20 protein-coding genes and 3 pseudogenes are annotated in these 16,684 nt (G+C 60.7%); 13 read left to right on the forward strand and 10 right to left on the reverse strand.

What is annotated here, in order from left to right:
* Positions 1 to 423 precede the first annotated feature (423 nt).
* From GS429_RS17645 to GS429_RS17655, 3 genes are all read left to right on the forward strand, one after another.
* Positions 424 to 771 (forward strand): winged helix-turn-helix domain-containing protein, encoded by a 348-nt coding sequence (locus tag GS429_RS17645; RefSeq protein ID WP_328821463.1) that lies wholly within the window; start codon positions 424 to 426, stop codon positions 769 to 771.
* Entirely contained in the window at positions 768 to 1,079 is a 312-nt protein-coding gene (locus GS429_RS17650; protein ID WP_160066665.1) for a DUF7521 family protein, read from the forward strand. Before GS429_RS17645 ends, GS429_RS17650 begins: the two co-directional genes overlap by 4 nt.
* A gap of 468 nt (positions 1,080 to 1,547) precedes the next feature.
* Positions 1,548 to 1,934, forward strand: coding sequence for a universal stress protein UspA (locus tag GS429_RS17655; protein ID WP_160066666.1), 387 nt, complete (start codon positions 1,548 to 1,550; stop codon positions 1,932 to 1,934).
* Positions 1,935 to 2,066: 132 nt separating this feature from the next.
* Here the strand turns inward: GS429_RS17655 and GS429_RS17660 are convergent, their stop codons facing one another.
* Positions 2,067 to 2,468: a universal stress protein gene (locus tag GS429_RS17660; protein WP_160066667.1), complete on the reverse strand. Its 402-nt coding sequence runs from the start codon at positions 2,466 to 2,468 to the stop codon at positions 2,067 to 2,069.
* 155 nt (positions 2,469 to 2,623) lie between these two features.
* On the opposite strand from GS429_RS17660, the gene GS429_RS17665 reads away from it, so the two are divergent.
* Both GS429_RS17665 and GS429_RS17670 read left to right on the forward strand, forming a co-directional pair.
* Positions 2,624 to 3,799, forward strand: a complete 1,176-nt coding sequence (locus GS429_RS17665; RefSeq protein WP_160066668.1) for a DegT/DnrJ/EryC1/StrS family aminotransferase — start codon at positions 2,624 to 2,626, stop codon at positions 3,797 to 3,799.
* Between the two features lie 180 nt (positions 3,800 to 3,979).
* On the forward strand, positions 3,980 to 5,449 hold the full coding sequence (locus tag GS429_RS17670) for an NAD-dependent epimerase/dehydratase family protein (protein ID WP_201294045.1): 1,470 nt from the start codon (positions 3,980 to 3,982) through the stop codon (positions 5,447 to 5,449).
* A gap of 53 nt (positions 5,450 to 5,502) precedes the next feature.
* Here the strand turns inward: GS429_RS17670 and GS429_RS17675 are convergent, their stop codons facing one another.
* Positions 5,503 to 5,985 (reverse strand): hypothetical protein, encoded by a 483-nt coding sequence (locus GS429_RS17675; protein WP_201294046.1) that lies wholly within the window; start codon positions 5,983 to 5,985, stop codon positions 5,503 to 5,505.
* Between the two features lie 83 nt (positions 5,986 to 6,068).
* On the opposite strand from GS429_RS17675, the pseudogene GS429_RS22715 reads away from it, so the two are divergent.
* From GS429_RS22715 to GS429_RS17685, 3 genes and pseudogenes are all read left to right on the forward strand, one after another.
* Positions 6,069 to 6,146 (forward strand): annotated as a pseudogene (locus tag GS429_RS22715) (type II toxin-antitoxin system PemK/MazF family toxin); the annotation flags it as partial.
* A gap of 116 nt (positions 6,147 to 6,262) precedes the next feature.
* Positions 6,263 to 6,502 carry a hypothetical protein gene (locus GS429_RS17680; RefSeq protein WP_160066669.1) on the forward strand — a complete coding sequence of 80 codons (240 nt, stop codon included), beginning with the start codon at positions 6,263 to 6,265 and terminating at the stop codon, positions 6,500 to 6,502.
* On the forward strand, positions 6,499 to 6,852 hold the full coding sequence (locus GS429_RS17685; RefSeq protein WP_160066670.1) for a type II toxin-antitoxin system PemK/MazF family toxin: 354 nt from the start codon (positions 6,499 to 6,501) through the stop codon (positions 6,850 to 6,852). The genes GS429_RS17680 and GS429_RS17685 overlap by 4 nt, the downstream gene beginning before the upstream one ends.
* A 797-nt stretch (positions 6,853 to 7,649) precedes the next feature.
* On the opposite strand, the pseudogene GS429_RS22720 reads toward GS429_RS17685, so the two are convergent.
* The 6 genes and pseudogenes from GS429_RS22720 to GS429_RS17715 form a co-directional block, all read right to left on the reverse strand.
* Positions 7,650 to 8,061, reverse strand: a pseudogene (locus GS429_RS22720) (PIN domain-containing protein).
* 9 nt (positions 8,062 to 8,070) lie between these two features.
* Entirely contained in the window at positions 8,071 to 8,301 is a 231-nt protein-coding gene (locus GS429_RS17695; RefSeq protein ID WP_160066671.1) for a hypothetical protein, read from the reverse strand.
* A 346-nt stretch (positions 8,302 to 8,647) separates the two neighbouring features.
* Positions 8,648 to 8,932, reverse strand: coding sequence for a type II toxin-antitoxin system RelE family toxin (locus GS429_RS17700; protein ID WP_160066672.1), 285 nt, complete (start codon positions 8,930 to 8,932; stop codon positions 8,648 to 8,650).
* Positions 8,925 to 9,209 carry a ribbon-helix-helix domain-containing protein gene (locus tag GS429_RS17705; RefSeq protein WP_160066673.1) on the reverse strand — a complete coding sequence of 95 codons (285 nt, stop codon included), beginning with the start codon at positions 9,207 to 9,209 and terminating at the stop codon, positions 8,925 to 8,927. Before GS429_RS17705 ends, GS429_RS17700 begins: the two co-directional genes overlap by 8 nt.
* Positions 9,210 to 9,312: 103 nt before the next feature.
* A complete protein-coding gene (locus GS429_RS17710) occupies positions 9,313 to 9,639 on the reverse strand; it encodes a chorismate mutase (protein ID WP_160066674.1) in 327 nt (108 codons plus the stop codon).
* A complete protein-coding gene (locus GS429_RS17715) occupies positions 9,636 to 10,508 on the reverse strand; it encodes a shikimate kinase (RefSeq protein WP_160066675.1) in 873 nt (290 codons plus the stop codon). Before GS429_RS17715 ends, GS429_RS17710 begins: the two co-directional genes overlap by 4 nt.
* A 180-nt stretch (positions 10,509 to 10,688) precedes the next feature.
* Here GS429_RS17715 and GS429_RS17720 point away from each other — a divergent pair, with 180 nt between their 5' ends.
* Positions 10,689 to 11,264 (forward strand): DUF5796 family protein, encoded by a 576-nt coding sequence (locus GS429_RS17720; RefSeq protein WP_160066676.1) that lies wholly within the window; start codon positions 10,689 to 10,691, stop codon positions 11,262 to 11,264.
* A 4-nt stretch (positions 11,265 to 11,268) separates the two neighbouring features.
* Positions 11,269 to 11,514: a DUF7508 domain-containing protein gene (locus GS429_RS17725; protein ID WP_160066677.1), complete on the forward strand. Its 246-nt coding sequence runs from the start codon at positions 11,269 to 11,271 to the stop codon at positions 11,512 to 11,514.
* A gap of 37 nt (positions 11,515 to 11,551) precedes the next feature.
* Here GS429_RS17725 and GS429_RS22435 read toward each other — a convergent pair whose 3' ends face one another.
* Together GS429_RS22435 and GS429_RS17730 are read right to left on the reverse strand one after the other, a co-directional pair.
* Positions 11,552 to 11,686 carry a DUF7128 family protein gene (locus GS429_RS22435; RefSeq protein WP_268892311.1) on the reverse strand — a complete coding sequence of 45 codons (135 nt, stop codon included), beginning with the start codon at positions 11,684 to 11,686 and terminating at the stop codon, positions 11,552 to 11,554.
* 155 nt (positions 11,687 to 11,841) lie between these two features.
* Positions 11,842 to 12,744 carry a ribonucleotide-diphosphate reductase subunit beta gene (locus GS429_RS17730; RefSeq protein WP_235920851.1) on the reverse strand — a complete coding sequence of 301 codons (903 nt, stop codon included), beginning with the start codon at positions 12,742 to 12,744 and terminating at the stop codon, positions 11,842 to 11,844.
* 86 nt (positions 12,745 to 12,830) lie between these two features.
* On the opposite strand from GS429_RS17730, the gene GS429_RS17735 reads away from it, so the two are divergent.
* From GS429_RS17735 to GS429_RS17745, 3 genes and pseudogenes are all read left to right on the forward strand, one after another.
* Positions 12,831 to 13,463: a helix-turn-helix domain-containing protein gene (locus tag GS429_RS17735; RefSeq protein WP_160066678.1), complete on the forward strand. Its 633-nt coding sequence runs from the start codon at positions 12,831 to 12,833 to the stop codon at positions 13,461 to 13,463.
* An 84-nt stretch (positions 13,464 to 13,547) separates the two neighbouring features.
* Entirely contained in the window at positions 13,548 to 15,800 is a 2,253-nt protein-coding gene (locus GS429_RS17740) for an AAA family ATPase (protein WP_160066679.1), read from the forward strand.
* 509 nt (positions 15,801 to 16,309) lie between these two features.
* Positions 16,310 to 16,666: pseudogene (locus tag GS429_RS17745) on the forward strand (transposase); the annotation flags it as partial.
* Positions 16,667 to 16,684 lie beyond the last annotated feature (18 nt).

Genomic DNA, 16,684 nt, shown 5'->3' on the forward strand with positions numbered 1-16,684 from the left:
GCGGGTAGCTTTTCGCCAGCACACCAGAGGGTGACGAATCGTTGCAGTTCGAGCGATAATTAGCGATTTCGTCGAAAGGCGATCGCTCGAGGCCCTCTCGGAGCGACACGCGGTACACTCTGTGAGATAATTACGCACTCTCGAGGCGATCGATCAATAGATATTCCCTTATCCAACTGAAAATCTCGGATGGTATGTGGTGGCTCTCAGCGGAAGTAGTCGGATCTGCGTGCGTGCTGTCCCCGGCATCCCGATCGGTGCCGAAGCGGCGGCCCGATCACCGACGACTGGGGCGAGCACCGTCCAGCCACCGGAGACGCGAACGCGCTGGTAACAGCCGGTCTCGAGGCGTCCGAGACCGGATTTTCTCGATCAGAAAAACCGGACCGTTTTTCATAGCCATGCCAGAACGATCAGCTACCAGTGAGTGAGGATACCGATCTCTCGACGGTGCTCGCGGTACTCGACGACGAGTACGCACGTGACATCCTCACCCATACGAGCATCGAACCCATGTCTGCCAGTACCCTGAGTGAACGGTGTGACGCATCTCTTCCGACGATCTATCGACGACTTGACCGTCTTAAAGCGTGTCATCTCGTCACCGAAGATACGGAGCTTGCACCCGACGGAAACCATTACAGCGTCTACAGCGCGAACCTCGAGCACCTCGAACTCACACTCGAAGACGGTTCATTCGAGCTCGAGGTAACGTATCGTGACGAAGACGTCGCTGACAAGTTCACCCGCATGTGGGAGGGGATGCGATGACCCAGGACGTCGTTCGAATCGACGAAGCGCCCCTGTTCGAACTGCTGACCGTCGCCAGTCTCTTCCTGGTCGCCCTCATCGGGACGATCATTGCCTACCAGGCCTACCGGGGGTACCGTCGCAACGATGCGACGTCGATGTTGTATCTCGCCGTCGGACTGCTCTTGCTCACGCTCTGTCCGTTCCTGATCAACGTGACGATCACGACGGTTGTCAGTCCGGGACAGGTCGTTACGGTGTTCTTCGAGAACGTGAGTCGACTGGCCGGACTGCTCGCGATTATGTACTCGCTGTACGGGCATCATTAGGTCATTATTGAGACCGTCGAACACCGGTACTGGCTGCGTTTTGTACGGACGTTTCAGATATAATTCTGAAGGAAGAAATTGTGGTACTAGCTACTGGTTATGGTTATGATTGCAGTTGCATCTGGGACAAGGACGGATCTGTGTCTCCGTCTACGGCTGTTGGAGGGCCGAAGCAAATCGCGGGCACCACTACGCAGCTACTGCAGCCAACGGCCGCCTGAGCGGGAGGTTGCGGCCGTCGTCGGGTGAGTAGCTGCGTCCAGCGGGTTGGCGATGTGGGCGTGAACGGAGCAGCGGGCACGCCGTGCTGACGTCGGGGGTGTGTCCCCACTCTCCGATTTCGCCCCTCACCTAATAGTGGTAGGAGCGTGTTTTCTGGGTCGGAAAATTCCCCACGGGAGCGCGGCGATTCACCCTGTATGAATCCGGTTCCACACCCTCTTTGAGGCCGCCACCCCAGAACCATCCATGCACTATCTCGTCGGCACCGACTCCGTTCATACGACGGCCGCGATCTGCGATTATCTCGAAGAGCGAGCGACGGGCGACGACACCGTTACGGTCGTCGCCCTAGCCCCGACCGACGATGCGACGGCGCGTCGCGACGCCCAGGAGGCGCTGAACGTCGCCCCGGTCAGGCTGGTCGCCGTCGGCGACGTCCGAACGGAACTTCGAGACGAAGACGGCAGTTCTGCGGACAGGCTCCTCGAGATGGCGGACGACGTCGACGCCGACGAACTCCTCGTTACGGCCCGTAGCCCGGTCGGTCCGTCGACGTCCAGTGACTCGAGCCGCCAATCGCTGCTCGAGGAGGCCTCGTTGCCAGTTGTCGTCGTTCCGGATCCCGTTCGGTAGTCGTCGGTGTGCGAGTCGAGCGGATCGAACGCGGACCGTCCGTTCGCGAGTCGCCGCTGCGTTCTCGCGAACGACAAGTAACGGGGAGGAGACCGCGTCGCGTTCGAGAGGCGATGCCAGCCTTCGGCCGCACTACTCGACCACGAGAACGGACGACGACGCCTCCCGCGAGACCTGGTCGGAGACGCTCTTTCGGAAGAATCGCTCGAGGCCGCGATTGTGACCCATGACGATCAGATCGATGTCGTGGTCGGCGGCGTAGTCGAGAATCGCCTGATGGCGGAGGCCGTGGGTGACCGTCGTCCGGACGTCGTCGATTCCAGCGTCCGCCGCGCGGGTCGCGACGTACTCGACGGCCTCCTTCCCGATCGGCTCGAGGTCGTCGAAGTCGATTCCCGGAGCGATTTCCGCGGAGTTGATGACGTACAGCGCGTGCACGGTCGCGCCGTGGACGCTCGCGAGTTCGACTGCGTCCTCGATCGCCCGCTCGGTGTTCGGACGGCCGTCAGTCGGGACCAGAATGGCGTCGTACATCGTCCACCGTTTTGCGGACGCCTCCCAAAAACACCCCGTATCAGTCAATAGCGTAATCACGCAGTGCAGCGAGTCGGTCTGGACGCGACGAAACTGCCGCCTTCCACAGGGTAGCAGACGGCTACTTAATCGGCCGTCTAGACAATCAGCTGTCGATGAGTAACGAGATTCCGTTGTTCGAAATCCCGTGGGACGAAGCCGACGTCTCGAACGCCGTCGATTCGATTACGCGGGGCTCCTACTGGGCAAACGGGCCGTACATCGAGGAGTTCGAGGACGGCCTCGAATCGTATCTCGGCGTCGACCACGCGATCACCGTCAACTCGGGCACGACGGCACTCGTCGCCGCCCTGACGGCCCACGGTATCGGCGAGGGTGACGAGGTGATCGTCCCCTCGTTTACTTTTATCGCGACCGCGAACGCGGTTCGGCTGGTCGGTGCCCGGCCAGTGTTTGCCGATATCGAACGAGAAACGTACGGCCTCGACCCCGAACACGCCGAAACGATGGTGACCGACGACACAGCTGCAATCCTGCCGATTCACCCGTACGGTGCAGCCTGCGAAATCGACCGACTCGAGGAGATTGCCGCCGACGCGGACGTCCCGTTGATCGAGGACGTCGCCGAAGCGTTCGGCGCCGACTACCGCGGTCGAACGCTGGGTTCGATCGGCGGCTCCGCGACGCTCAGTTTCTGCCAGAACAAGGTTCTGCCGACCGGTGAAGGGGGTGCTGTGGTTACCGATGACGACGACGTTGCGCGCCGCCTCGAGCAGTTCCGATCACACGGCCGGGCCTCGTCCGACTACTTTGATTCGGCCGACAGCGGCGAATACGTCGGCCTCGGCACGAACGTTCGGATGTCGGATCTCGTCGCGAGTATCGGTTGTGCCCAACTCGAGAAGGTCGACGCACACATCGCGAATCGGCGTCGCGCGGCGTCGCGACTGTCCGAGGCGTTCAGTTCGATGAACGGTATCGAACCGCATACTGCGGCCGGTCGCGGACGCCACGTCTACCAGTTGTATACGGTAACTCTCGGGGAAACCGTCGACCGGGACGTGGTTATCGATACCCTGGACCAGCGAGGGATCGCGTCGAAAGTCTACTGGGATCCGGCCGTTCACCTCACCGACCCCTACCGTGAGGCGTACGGCTACGAGCCCGGTTTGCTTCCCGTAACGGAGGACGTTACAGACCGGGTACTCTCGCTTCCGATTCATCCGAACCTGAGCGAGAGCGAGATCGACCGAATTACTGCCGGTATCAGGGCGGGAATCGAGCGAAGTCGGGCGACGAACGCGGTCGATTCGAACCGAGTTTCGAACTGATTCGTTACTACTGACTCCTGGTTACGTGAGTTGTTGTGGACCGACAGGACGTATCAACAGTCGGCTGACTGTCAGCCCAACCGATCCATAACAAAGGGGGACCGTCAGGTTTGAGAGAATAGGCCGCCCGCCGTCGGTGCGAGACCGGCGATGTTGCGGCAGTTGGAGTCGATAGTACGTATGAGATGGCCAGTCACAGCCGATGGGCGGATGTCGATTCGCGACGCGGTCGCGCGGATCGATCGATCCGAATCAGGGGGTATCGTTGTCGTCAACGACGGAAATCAGCTTGTCGGAACGGCGACGGGCGAACGGCTCAGGCGTGCGTTGCGTGACGGAATCGCACCCGATGCGCCAGTCTCGACCGTCGTGGATGAGGACCCGATCGTCGTCGACGCCGGTGGTACCATTCGAACGGTCGAGGGTGCGGCAGACGCTCACGACGGCACCGGCTGGACCCAGGAGACGACCATTGCTCCCGTCATCGACGACGACGGAACGGTCGTCGACGTCACGACGATCGAGTTGACCGACCGGACGTCTCGAGAGATCGAACCCGGATCAACCGGCGGCGAGACGGTTCTCGTCGTCGGCGGGGCGGGGTACCTCGGCTCGGTGCTCTGCCGTCAACTTATCGGCGACGGGTTCGATGTTCGGGTCCTCGATCCACTGCTGTACGGCGATGCCGGTATCGCCGATCTCACCGACGACGACCGGTTCACGTTGATCCGGGGCGATGCGCGGTCGGTCGACGCGGTGCTCGAGGCGATCGACGGCGCCGACGCCGTGGTTCATCTCGGCGGCATCGTCGGCGACCCCGCTTCCGAGATCGACGCGGAGAAGACTCTCGAGTACAACCTGCACTCGACGCAGTTGTTGGCGTCTCTCTGTAAGTATCACGGGATCAATCGCTTCGTCTTCGCCTCGACGTGTAGCGTCTACGGCCGGTCCGAGACCGATTCTGGACGACTTGCGGAGGATGCACCCCGCAATCCCGTGTCGCTGTACGCCCGGTTGAAGATTCAGTCCGAGCGAGTGCTTCAGGACCTCGCTGACGACAGGTTTTCTCCGACGATCCTCCGGATGGCCACGATCTACGGCTGCTCGCCGCGGATGCGGTTCGATCTCGTGGGTAATATCCTGCCCGCCAAGGCCCACTCGAAGGGTGTTATCCCGGTCTTCGGCGGCGATCAGTACCGACCGAACGTTCACGTCGCCGACGCCGCTCGAGCGTACGTCGACTGTCTGACCGCGCCGATGGAGGACGTTGCCGACACCGTCTTCAACGTCGGCTCGAACCAGCAAAACTACCGGATCGACGAACTCGCGACGATCGTCGCCGACTGCTTCCCCGACGCGTCGATCGAATACCACGATGAACAGACCGACGAACGGAGCTATCGCGTCGAGTTCGAAAAGATCCACACGGCGCTCGGATACGAACCGGAGCGAACGATCCGCGACCACTGTCTCGAGTTAAAGGATGCCTTCGAGTCCGACAGGTTCGGTGACTACACCGCGACCAGGTACAACAACTACGAGACCCTCGAGCAGGCGCCGAGCTACGAACGGACAGCCGCCGTTCTGGGGCCTCGAGAGTCGACCGTGCTCGAGCGGCCGCAGGAAAAGCTTCCCTCAGGGGAAGCATAGACCGGTATTCCGTCCGCTCGAGGTCGCAGTCGGTTCTGTTCTGAGCCAGCGTACTACGCGCGTTCGGCCCCGCCTTCGAGCTCACCAGGCCCGTCGTATTCGTCCCGAACCGACTCGGCACAGGAGTCCGCGTCCGGATTCGACACCAGAACGTCGCCGCCGCCCGGAACGACCGGCGTTCCGGCCTCGAACAGTTCGACCTCGGTGATCACAGGTCCGTGCGCGAACTCACCGAACGCTTCGGTGGCCGAAATCGTCCGGTCACCGTCGACGCTCCCAACCGGTTCCGAAATCGTACCGATCTGTCCCTGCTCGTCCCACCAGAACAGCGAGAGGAGCACGTCGTCGACCGGTTTTGAGACCCGGACCGTTTCGCAATCGAGATACGCAACTTGAGCGTCGGTCTCGAGTTCGTCGCTGGCCGCTCGGTCATCGTCGTCGCTCCGGTCGGTAGCGATTGCAGGCTCCTCGTCGACTGTGTCGACGACTTCCGCAGCTTCGACCGTCTCCCCGGTCGGACTCCGCTCATCAGCCATACCGTTGCATTCTCGAGGCGACGAATCAATCATTTCACGTCAGTCGATGAGTCTCACTCGAGTCGATACGAACGAGGGGACGAGTGTTCAGCGACGACGTTGGGAATAAAAATGCCAGTACGACTATCGCTGCCCCTGCGACGGGAACGTGCAGGGGCTATTTTCACGCTGCTCAAATTTGTTCAGAGAGATGAAATCCATGGTACGAGTCACAGAAAATATCTGCCGTGGGTAATAGTGGGCAAGTCTTATTCAGTAGTAGAATCTAGTTGGGAACATGACGAAAGTAGATGCCCGGGACCTCCAGACCAACGAGACTGACGACCGAGGCCGAATCTATCTGGGAACAGAGTACGCGAACAAGCGAGTAACCGTCGCTGTCGTCGAAGTAGAATCTGACCATCCAGACGAGGACGAACTTGCTGCTGCGTACCGGGAGGCTTCTGCGAGTGCGGAAGAACTTGCGGACGAGTGGGACGACGCATCGGACGAGGCGTGGGGCGAACTCGATAAATGAGCGAGGGTACAGAGGTTCGTCGCGGTGACGTCGTTATCGTTCGGCTCGATCCTGCGGAAGGGCACGAGATGAAAAAGACTCGTCCTGCAGTAGTCGTCCAGAACGACGTTGGGAACAAAAATGCCAGTACGACAATCGTTGCACCTGCGACGGGAACGTATCGAGGCTATCCGTTCGAGGTTCTCGCCGAAGGAGCGGAGTCGCCGTTCGAGAAAGATTCCTCGATTCGTCTCGACCAGATTCGTGTCGTCTCCATCGAAAAACGGATTCACTCAGTGCTTGGAAGCCTCGACGCAGAGTCGATGGAGGCAGTGGACGAAGCGTTGAAACTGAGTCTCGGACTGGACTGACGTATCTGCTCTAAATTCTCTGGGGTCGAACCCTTATTTGCTCTATACTGTTCGGTTAGTTTGCACGTATAGTGTCCGCTGGCTCCGGTGATCAGGCCGCTGCTCAAACCATTCGTCGTGAACCAACTGAACAGCAACCGGAAAATCTCTGAGCGCTGTTCGGCTGGTACACACACTCAGAAACCCGCTTAGCGCTATCTACAGATAATCGAGGCGAGTGCCTCGGGGTCGTCCGGAAATCATAGATTTCCGTGGTCACGAGAATCTTCGATTCTCGAACGACTTGACCCCGAGGGTGAAGCCGACACGAATATTTATTACACAATATTTCGTAATTGAATGTAATGACCGGGAAGGATATTGAAGACCTCAATATGAAGCGGTCGTTTAGATGATGGAACTGCGGCACCTCTCAAAACCCGCGTCTTTGGCGTGGTGAGACGGGTGTTGTCGGGCGGGGTGGAGCCGCCGACCCTCACGGACACAACGCGGGTGTTCGGGTGTTAATTCCAGTCGACCGTGAACACGGGAGGTCGAGGGGAATTACATTCGCCTGCGTCCATCCGTCCGGTTCTGGACGGCACGGACAAAACGGTGAAGCCTCGGGGCTTGTCCCCGAGGTACTTCACTATCCCTTTGTTCGACCTTGTTCAGGTAGCTGAAATCCATAACAGATTCGTGTGAAATTGTCTCTCGATACACACTCAGGACAACGACTACGGCCGTAGCAGACCTCCTATTGCTGTCACATTTAAAAGAATGTGCCTCATCATTCTACTGGCAGCTGTTTGGATTGGCTAGAGCGTGTCGAATGAGTCGATCACGTCGCTAGTTGTGTAGGCCTCGACGACATCCTGTTCCTCGAAATCGGAGTCATCGCTCCAAATATCGGCATCACTGGCGAGAGCACACGCGATGTACAACACGTCGTCCGGGTCGGTGTCACCAATCGCTGCATCGGCCTGCTCGATATACGGATAGAACTCGCTGGCGGGAACGGCTTCGATATACTGGAAGAGGAGATCAATGAACTGTGCGACTCGATCTGGAGTCATCCCTGACTTCTCGACGATCCGTGTAGTTCTCGAGTTCTTCGTGGACAAACTCGGGTGTCACGAGATCCGGTTCGAGCGTGACGATGAGTTCGCGGGTTTTCGAGTCGGCGATGAGCGCGGAGATGATGACATTGGCGTCGATAACCAGCCTCATTCGTCGGGACTACTCCGACTTTTCTTCGACGCGGTCGCGTGCGCTCTCGTTGACCTTATTGGCTATTTCCGCGACGTCGCTCTCGGTGAGTTCGCTTCCGGACGTGAGTTCGTCCATCACGTCGAGTGTCTCGATTTTCTCTTGGATGGCCTGGCGGGTGACTTCGCTCCAGTTGATCTCCGGATGTTGCTCCATTCGGTCTTTGAGGTCATCATCGACATTGACGGTGATACTGGGCATACAGTAAACTATGTACACACAGAATCTTGTGTCTTTGGGTGGAAACACAGCAGCAAAAACTGACCACTAGCTTCGCGATGTTCCTCTTATCGAGACTGAGTACGGTACTCATGCGGTGTTGTTGGAACGTATTCGACGCGGACGGGTATCCGGTCTTCCGGTTGCTCATCGACCCCGACTGAAAGCGAAGAATCCCTCAGAAACGCATTCTATATCCCTGATTAGAAGATAGAGGGTCTAAGGCGTGTGTTTTGAATCTTACCGATTCTCTCGCTGCTCGACCTTGTTCAGGTCTCTGACTGATGTTACAGATTCCGTCTACTTTGCCGGTGTCTAGTACATTTTTTCAATCGTCGTCAGCTGTATACGCGCCTCCACGACGTTTGATTCGAGCAACGACCAATTGGTACTCGTCTCGATGGAAAGTGACCGCGAGACGGAACTCACCGATACGTACCTTACGGCGTGGACTGTTTTGGAGCGGTTCGCCATAGTCTGGTGGGTCGCGCCACGGAGAATCGACGATTTCGTCGAGTTTGTCGATAATGCGTTGCTGCTCGTTCGGATTGAGTGCATCGAGGTCGTCCTGTGCTTTCGATGCGAGTTCCCACGCCCACCCGTCGTCACTCATTCGTGTCGTCAGTGCCGAATCGTTCGCGCGCTTTTTCGGCGCTCATCGTCCGTTCTTCACGGAAATCCTCCTCCGCTTGAAGGAGTGCGACGAGTTCATCGCGGTCGAACGTGGGGTGTTCGACGGCATCGCGTAAGGTATACCGAATAAATTCGCTTCGACTGTTGAATCCTCGTCCTTGCCACGTGTCTTCGATCTCGTTGAGAAACGACCGTGTGACTTTGAAGTTTACCGTGACGATCTCGTCGTCGCCGTTGTTTGTGGCCGCTTCGGACATACGCTTGTATTACCTGCGTGTTACTGTAGGTGTTTCGGCGTCCGAACGCTGAAGCTATTAGCGAGGAGAAACAGTCGTAGATCCGTGAAATTAGTGTCGTTTGCTACCGATTCTCACGCTGCTCTACTTTGTTCAACTCGATCAGTAGCCGAAACATCGCTTTCACGAGATTCGCGTCGAGATCGAACTGCTCCGCGTTGTCCCCGGCCCGATCCATCACCTGCTGTTCCTGTTTCTCGTCGGTCGTCGGCAGCCCCTGTTCGTCTTTGACCTGTGCGATCGTGTCCGCGACGTACGTCCGCTGGGCGATCAGTTCCACGATCTCGCGATCGATCGACTGGATCTCCTCGCGCAGTTCGTCGAGGTCCATCTCGTCCGGTTTTCGCTGCTCGTTGCCGCCGTTCGTGGCTGTGTCGCGTTCTCGAGTCATAGTAGCTGTGTCCCGTCAGTTCGCGTCTGCAGTAACCGTGTCGTTCCGTCGCGTTCGTTCCATCGCTTCCGGACCGTCTCGAGCGTCGGTCGGTCACCGATGGCGACGTAACTCGGTCCCGTTCCCGATAGCGAGACGCCGGCGACGTCGGGCAAGACGTCGATCATCGGGCCGGTCGAGAACTCGAGTGCACCGCAGAACGCGAATCCGTTGACGGTCATAGCCTCGCCGTAGCGGCCGTCGAGAGCGAGTTCTTCGACGAGTTCGGCCATCGGTGCGATTCGCTCGCAAGCGGAGACGTCGGCGTCGGCGCTGAACGACTGCTCGGGCGGCGTGTAGACCAGCGCGTGCCAGTCGATCGGCTCGTGGGCGAGAAGTTCGTCGGTTCCGTTGTCGGTCACCGTTACGCCGCCGAGCATACTCGCGCTGGCGTCGTCGAACGCACCGGTTACGGTTACGCCCGCATCGCGGGCGGCCCGGACGCCGAGCCGACAGGCGTCGATTCGCTCGACCGCGTCGGCTATCTCGAGAGCGTCGAGGGTCGCGAGCACGGTGGCGTTCGCTGCGGCGCTGGAGCTTTTCAGTCCGGAGGCCATCGGCACCTCGCTCTCGGTCCGTACGTTCGCACCGACTGCTGAGTCGTCGAGCCCCGCAGCGTCGGCGTAGTCGGCGATCGTCATCTCGGCACAGCGCTCGACGAGCGTCGTATTCGCGTCGGGCTGACCGGCTATTTCGGCCTCGATAGTCCCGTCGGTAGTGAGTTCGACGGTGGCTGTGGTCTCGAGGTCGATCGCGAACGCCGACCCGATCCCGGTTGCGAGCGCGTTGAGGACCGTTCCGGCAGCGGGAGCGACGGCGCGGCCGTGCATACTCACACTCTCTCAGACAGCGTACTTACGGCTGACGGTCCCGACGAATTTGCCCGCCCGCGTCGTGTCGGCGTCGTTCGGTACGGAACTCGAGCAGCGGCTACCGGGAAGAGTTTGGGACTAGGCGCGGCTGACGACGGAACCGACCGCTTTTCCCGGATCCGTTCGAAGAGGCCGACAATGAGCGCACGCAGCAACGTCGCACCCAGTACGATCGGTGTCGACCTCGTCGAGGGCGGCGTCGTCGTCGAGTATCTCGACGGCCGGAACGTGTTCTATCACGGTCCGCCAGAACCCGTCGAGGGAGCGATAACGACCCCGCCGGGCAAGGAGGTTCACGTCCTCGTCACCGACCCCGACGGCGTCGAGGGCGTCATGACTTACGTCAACGACCGCAACACCCACGACGACATCCTCGAGACGACCGGCGTCGGCCGCGTGATGCTCGAGGGTGACGACGAAGAGGTGCTGTACCCCGGGGTCACCGTCTCGACGGAGGCCTATTCGATCCGTGTCGAGGCCGACCTCTCGCTGATCGACGGACGGGTGTTCGTCTTCGCCGAAGACGCGATGAGCGAACACGCCTACGAACTCGTCGAGAACGCGGACGTCGGGGGCGATTCAGCTGGGCGTTCCGATACGAACGGGGCTCCAGCGGGCAGCGATAGTGACGAGAGCGACGCTGACGGCGCTGATACCGACGGTAACGGAACCGATAGCAACGAAAACAACGCTGACGGCGCTAACGGGGAGTAGTCCGATGCCGTTACAGAAACCCTGGCAGGACCTGGATCGAGACGCGGTCGCCAGCGCACCCGATAAGCCCGGCGTCTACGAACTCGGCGACGAATCGGGGACCGTTCGATCGGTCGGTCACGGCGTTCTCCGGGACGAACTCAAGACGGCGCTCGCCTACGACGACGCCGCCCGCGTTCGCTGGACGGAGGCACACACGCTCGACCGGGCCCGCGAACTCGCGACGGAGCACCGGGAGCGACTCGAGTAGTCGAGCCGTCGGGTAACTGACTCCTGAACGTCTCGAGCTACTGAATGTAGGATGGTTCGGTATCGTCACACCGGTTTTCGTGCTCCGAAGCGTCCGACTTCTCGTCGAACAGTAGCCCGCAGGTTTCACACTCCCACCACGTGGCGTCGTCCCGCTCGGTCTGGACTACCATACCAATACCGTCTTTGCGAACGACAAAAGGCGTTTCTCCGGCGTTGTTCGCGTTAGGGGTTCGGCATGTGGTGTTCGGAGTTCGACGTTTGGCGTTCAGCGTTCGGGGTTCGGCGTGTGGCGTCTGCCGTCTGCCGTGTTCGGCGACCTCCCCACTCAGGCGTCGAGCTCCGTGAGCTCTTCGACGTCCGGAATCTTCTCGCTCGCGGTGGTGATCTGGGTCATTCGCTGTTCGTGTTTGTTGTACGCGTACTCGCTCAGGTCGGACGGGCTCGGTCCGGGGCCTGCTTCGGTACTGGCACCGTCGTCGCTGACCAGGCTTTTCTGGACGAGCGGCACCAGCTCGCCGACCGTCTCGTGAAGCACGTCAGGGTCCACCTCACCCTCGGTGACGAGCGACTTGAGTTGTGCCATGCCGAAGCCGACGTGACGGCCTTCGTCGCTTCGGACCAGTTTGAGTCCCTCGACCAGCCCGGGCAGATCCGGAAGCTCGGGTTCGTTCTCGCCGTAAGCGAGTGTAAGCCCGTAGTACCCCGTCTGGGCCAGAATCCCCTCGATCGTCAGGTGGTAGTGACAGTGCGCCTTCGCGCGGTTCTCCGGCGTATCCTCCTCGAGGAGCCGAGCCATCGCTCGCTCGTTGCGCTCGAACAGTTCGTCGTAGGGCTCGTTGAACCAGCGGTCGTCGGTCGGCGAGGAGAGCTCCTGGCCGCGACGCTCCTCTTCGGTGTGGACGACCTCGCGCCAGTACCGGTCGAAGAAGTCCGTGTGTTTCGACTCCTCGTAGAGCTGGGTGGTGATGAACATCTGATCGCCGATATCCTCGAGAACGACGGCGAGGGGTGCGAGATCCTCCGTCACCGACTCCTCGCCGGCGCCGAACAGCGCGAGCGACTGCTTGAGCCCCTCGAACGCGGGTTCGGCGAGGTCGGCGATTCCGTCCAGGTCGTCCTCGAGGTCGATCTCGTGGGGGTCCCAGTGCTTCTCGACCGCGTTTCGGTAGTAGTTGTGGGGCTGGGACGCCGTCTCGAGTTGCATCGCCGGCTGGTGTTTATTTGCCATTATTATCTACACATACTGGCGGGAGTCCGATGAGGTTGTATCTCATACAGTAGGGTCTTTAAGTGAGAGCGGACGGAGTCGGTGATATGGGGCTCATCGCGGAGTTTCGGTTGACGTCGCTCGAGTTGCCGTTAACGGACGCCGTCACAGCGGTGCCGGAAGTGACGGTCTACATCCAACGAATTCTCGTCGTCGATCCCGAGCAGCCGGTCGTGCTCTGCCGAGTCGTCGACGACGGCGACGAGTTTCGCGACGCGCTCACGGCCGATCCGACGGTCGAGAACGCGGTTCCGGTGGACGAGTCAGCCGAGAACGCGCTGTACCGAATCGAACTCCGCGATCCGCCGGTTCCGATCTATCGCAAGTACATCGAGCTGGGTACGAGGCCGCTGGGCGGCATCGTTACCGTCGACGGCTGGTGGGGCCGAGCCAGGTTCCCCGACCGGGAAGCGCTCGCGGAGTACAGGGAGTTCTGTACGGACCGTGGCGCGGCGTTCCAACTCGAGCAACTGACTCGGGAGTCGGCGGCGGACGATCCGCCGTTCGAGCTCACGGACGAGCAGTACGAGGCGTTGATCGCGGCCCGTGAGGCGGGCTACTTTGCGGTCCCGCGGGAGACCTCGACGGACGAAATCGGCGAGCGATTGGGCATCTCGGGGCCCTCCGCGTCCGAACGGTTGCGCCGAGGCGTCGATCGACTGCTCGAGAACGCGCTGTAAGCGATCGAGTATCGGTCCGACCGCTCGGATGTCGGGCTCAGCTGACAGGACAATTCTCAAGACCACCGGGACGGAAGGAACGGTATGAGCCAGTCGGATTCGGACGGCGTTTCGCTGTCGGTTCGCGCCGCCGAAAAGCGAGACGCCGGGCGCGGTGTCGCACGAATACCGGAGCTAGCACGGCGACAGCTTGGTGTGTTGAGCGGCGACACCGTCGTCATCGAAGGGACGAAGACGACCGTCGCGAAGATGTGGCCGGCGGATTCCTCGGTCCCGGAAAACGTCGTCCAGATCGACGGGGACACTCGCGCAAACGCGGGGGCCCACGTGGGCGATACGGTCACCGTCCGGACGAAGGACACGTCGAGCATCGCCGAAGCCGAGCGGGTCACGCTGACGCCACCGCCGGGGTTCACCGAGAGCCAGCAGATCGCCGAACGCGAGGCGACCAAGACACTGCGGAACCGACCGGTCCGGGCCGGCGAACAGATTCGGATCGAAGGCCTCGACCAGGAGCCGTTCAAGGTCACCGATACTGATCCCGACGGAGACGTTCGTATCACGAGTACGACGACGGTGCAGGTCGTCGGCACCGGGTCGGAGCAAACGAGCGGCAGTGCCGGTGGCTCGAGTAACAAGACAGCTACAGGGGGAACGTCCAGCAGCGGTGGGACGAGCGGATCGGCGGCCCCGAACTCGACCTCGAGTTCGGACTCGGGTCCGTCCGTCGATGCCGACACGGAGCCGACCTCCGGCGTCACCTACGAGGATATCGGCGGGTTGGACGACGAACTCGAACTCGTCCGCGAGATGATCGAGTTGCCTCTCTCGGAGCCCGAACTGTTCCGCCGCCTCGGGGTCGATCCGCCCTCGGGCGTCCTGCTGTACGGTCCCCCCGGGACCGGCAAGACGCTGATCGCCCGCGCGGTCGCGAACGAAGTCGACGCCAACTTCGAGACGATTTCGGGGCCGGAGATCATGTCGAAGTACAAGGGCGAATCCGAGGAACGGCTCCGGGAGGTGTTCGAGAACGCCGAAGCGAACGCGCCGACGATCATCTTCTTCGACGAAATCGACTCCATCGCGGGCACCCGAGACGACGACGGCGACGCAGAAAATCGGATCGTCGGCCAGCTACTGACGCTGATGGACGGCCTCGACGCCCGCGGCGAAGTGATCGTCATCGGCGCGACCAACCGCGTCGATGTAATCGATCCCGCCCTCAGACGCGGCGGTCGGTTCGACCGCGAGATACAGATCGGCGTCCCCGACGCCGAGGGGCGCAAGGAAATCCTCGAGGTCCACACTCGGGGAATGCCCCTGGACGACGACATCAGCGTGGACGCGATCGCACGCCGCACTCACGGCTTCGTTGGCGCGGACCTCGACTCCGTGACGAGCGAGGCCGCGATGGCTGCGATTCGCGGTCGGCCGACCGATACGGAGGATCGCGAGGAGTGGAACCGGAGTCCGACGGTCCGCAAGCGACACTTCGACGAGGCCCTCGCCTCCGTCGAACCCTCGGCAATGCGCGAGTACGTCGCCGAATCGCCCAACACGGACTTTTCGGACGTCGGCGGCCTCGAGGACGCCAAACAGATCCTTCGAGAATCCGTCGAGTGGCCGCTGACCTACGATCGGCTCTTCGAGGAGACCAACACCAGCCCACCGTCCGGGGTCTTGCTCCACGGGCCACCCGGAACCGGGAAAACGCTGCTCGCCCGCGCGCTGGCGGGCGAAACCGACGTGAACTTCGTCCGCGTCGACGGCCCCGAAATCGTCGACCGCTACGTCGGCGAGAGCGAGAAGGCGATCCGAGAGGTGTTCGAACGGGCCCGCCAGTCCGCGCCGTCGATCGTCTTCTTCGACGAAATCGACGCGATCACCGCCGCCCGCGGCGACAGCCACGAGGTCACCGAACGCGTCGTCTCGCAGCTCCTGACGGAACTCGACGGAATGCGGGAGAATCCGAATCTGGTGGTCCTCGCGGCGACGAACCGGAAAGACCAGATCGATCCCGCGTTGCTCCGTCCGGGACGGCTGGACACGCACGTTTTGGTTGGTGAACCGGACCGGAAAGCTCGGGAGAAGATCCTCGAGGTTCACACGCGCGGGAAGCCGCTGTCCGAGGCGATCGATATCGACGAGTTGGCGGGCGAGTTGGAGGGATACACCGGGGCCGATCTCGAGGCGCTCGTGCGAACGGCTTCGATGAAGGCGATTCGGGAGCTGGCCGGCAAGTACGACGCCGAGGAGGCCAACGAGCGGGCCGGTGAGGTCGTGATCGAACGGCGGCATCTCGAGGCGGCGCGGGAGAACGGGAAGCCGACGCGGTGAGTGTGGGTCTGGCTAGGGATTGAGCGACTCGAAGACTAATCCAGCGGTTCGAGGTCGACCTGAGGGCTGATCTCATAGGGATCAGCGTGAATCTTCGGAGGTCTTCACGAGAAAAGCAACCTGCTGGGAAAATCGCACGACGAGAGAAACTATGAACTAGTCTGCTGATCCCTATCAGTAGCGTTTCCTGGCCCATGCAGTGTATGCAACCGGCACGACCCGCCGTTCGTGGTCTGGGACCCCCTGCCGATCACCGCCGTGAAACCGCCCAGCCACGTACCCGTCAACGGCAGCGAGTCCGCTGACCGCTGCGAGAACCTGACTTCGCAATCTACTTATTATATGTTAATGAATGGGAATGAAATATTTCTCTGGTGGGGCAACTGATGTCCTGCTGAGGCAGGTCGAGATCTTAGCGTGCCGTCGTAGCTGCCGAAACACAATCTTCCTCACCCCCCCCACTTTTCACGAGAGTTTGCGAGCGGATGTGATGGATCGAAACATCAGGAGAATCGATGGTTCGGTTCCTGCCTGCAGATCACGAAGAGGAGCCACTAACGGTGTATACCGACGGATATCGCGCGTACGACCCACTTGAGAAGGACGACGAATTCGCCCGCAAATACGTTGTCCACGGCGATGGTGAGTACGCTGATGGAGATGTACACGTCAATACCTGCGAGAGCGACAGGTTGCTGGTGCGTCCGTGGCTCTCGCAACATCGAGGTGTTTCGAAAGGCAAGCTAGCACCGTATCTCAGAGTGTTCCAACTTCGGCGTGAACAAAATCAGATGATGAAGTGCCTTGTTTTGCCGCCGAATGACGACAGTCTCAGACGCTCTCACGGTTATCTTCCGTCAGATTAACCGGGAAATGGACGCCGT

This window comes from Natronorubrum halalkaliphilum (assembly GCF_009834785.1).
Taxonomy (GTDB): domain Archaea; phylum Halobacteriota; class Halobacteria; order Halobacteriales; family Natrialbaceae; genus Natronorubrum; species Natronorubrum halalkaliphilum.

Excerpts from the sequence above, each read along its gene's own strand:
- GS429_RS17650 (WP_160066665.1), top strand. The coding sequence starts at position 768 with ATGACCCAGGACGTCGTTCGAATCGACGAAGCGCCCCTGTTCGAACTG.
- GS429_RS17655 (WP_160066666.1), top strand. The coding sequence starts at position 1,548 with ATGCACTATCTCGTCGGCACCGACTCCGTTCATACGACGGCCGCGATC.
- GS429_RS17660 (WP_160066667.1), bottom strand. The coding sequence starts at position 2,468 with ATGTACGACGCCATTCTGGTCCCGACTGACGGCCGTCCGAACACCGAG.
- GS429_RS17665 (WP_160066668.1), top strand. The coding sequence starts at position 2,624 with ATGAGTAACGAGATTCCGTTGTTCGAAATCCCGTGGGACGAAGCCGAC.
- GS429_RS17670 (WP_201294045.1), top strand. The coding sequence starts at position 3,980 with ATGAGATGGCCAGTCACAGCCGATGGGCGGATGTCGATTCGCGACGCG.
- GS429_RS17675 (WP_201294046.1), bottom strand. The coding sequence starts at position 5,985 with ATGGCTGATGAGCGGAGTCCGACCGGGGAGACGGTCGAAGCTGCGGAA.
- GS429_RS17680 (WP_160066669.1), top strand. The coding sequence starts at position 6,263 with ATGACGAAAGTAGATGCCCGGGACCTCCAGACCAACGAGACTGACGAC.
- GS429_RS17685 (WP_160066670.1), top strand. The coding sequence starts at position 6,499 with ATGAGCGAGGGTACAGAGGTTCGTCGCGGTGACGTCGTTATCGTTCGG.
- GS429_RS17695 (WP_160066671.1), bottom strand. The coding sequence starts at position 8,301 with ATGCCCAGTATCACCGTCAATGTCGATGATGACCTCAAAGACCGAATG.
- GS429_RS17700 (WP_160066672.1), bottom strand. The coding sequence starts at position 8,932 with ATGAGTGACGACGGGTGGGCGTGGGAACTCGCATCGAAAGCACAGGAC.
- GS429_RS17705 (WP_160066673.1), bottom strand. The coding sequence starts at position 9,209 with ATGTCCGAAGCGGCCACAAACAACGGCGACGACGAGATCGTCACGGTA.
- GS429_RS17710 (WP_160066674.1), bottom strand. The coding sequence starts at position 9,639 with ATGACTCGAGAACGCGACACAGCCACGAACGGCGGCAACGAGCAGCGA.
- GS429_RS17715 (WP_160066675.1), bottom strand. The coding sequence starts at position 10,508 with ATGCACGGCCGCGCCGTCGCTCCCGCTGCCGGAACGGTCCTCAACGCG.
- GS429_RS17720 (WP_160066676.1), top strand. The coding sequence starts at position 10,689 with ATGAGCGCACGCAGCAACGTCGCACCCAGTACGATCGGTGTCGACCTC.
- GS429_RS17725 (WP_160066677.1), top strand. The coding sequence starts at position 11,269 with ATGCCGTTACAGAAACCCTGGCAGGACCTGGATCGAGACGCGGTCGCC.
- GS429_RS22435 (WP_268892311.1), bottom strand. The coding sequence starts at position 11,686 with ATGGTAGTCCAGACCGAGCGGGACGACGCCACGTGGTGGGAGTGTGAA.
- GS429_RS17730 (WP_235920851.1), bottom strand. The coding sequence starts at position 12,744 with ATGGCAAATAAACACCAGCCGGCGATGCAACTCGAGACGGCGTCCCAG.
- GS429_RS17735 (WP_160066678.1), top strand. The coding sequence starts at position 12,831 with ATGGGGCTCATCGCGGAGTTTCGGTTGACGTCGCTCGAGTTGCCGTTA.
- GS429_RS17740 (WP_160066679.1), top strand. The coding sequence starts at position 13,548 with ATGAGCCAGTCGGATTCGGACGGCGTTTCGCTGTCGGTTCGCGCCGCC.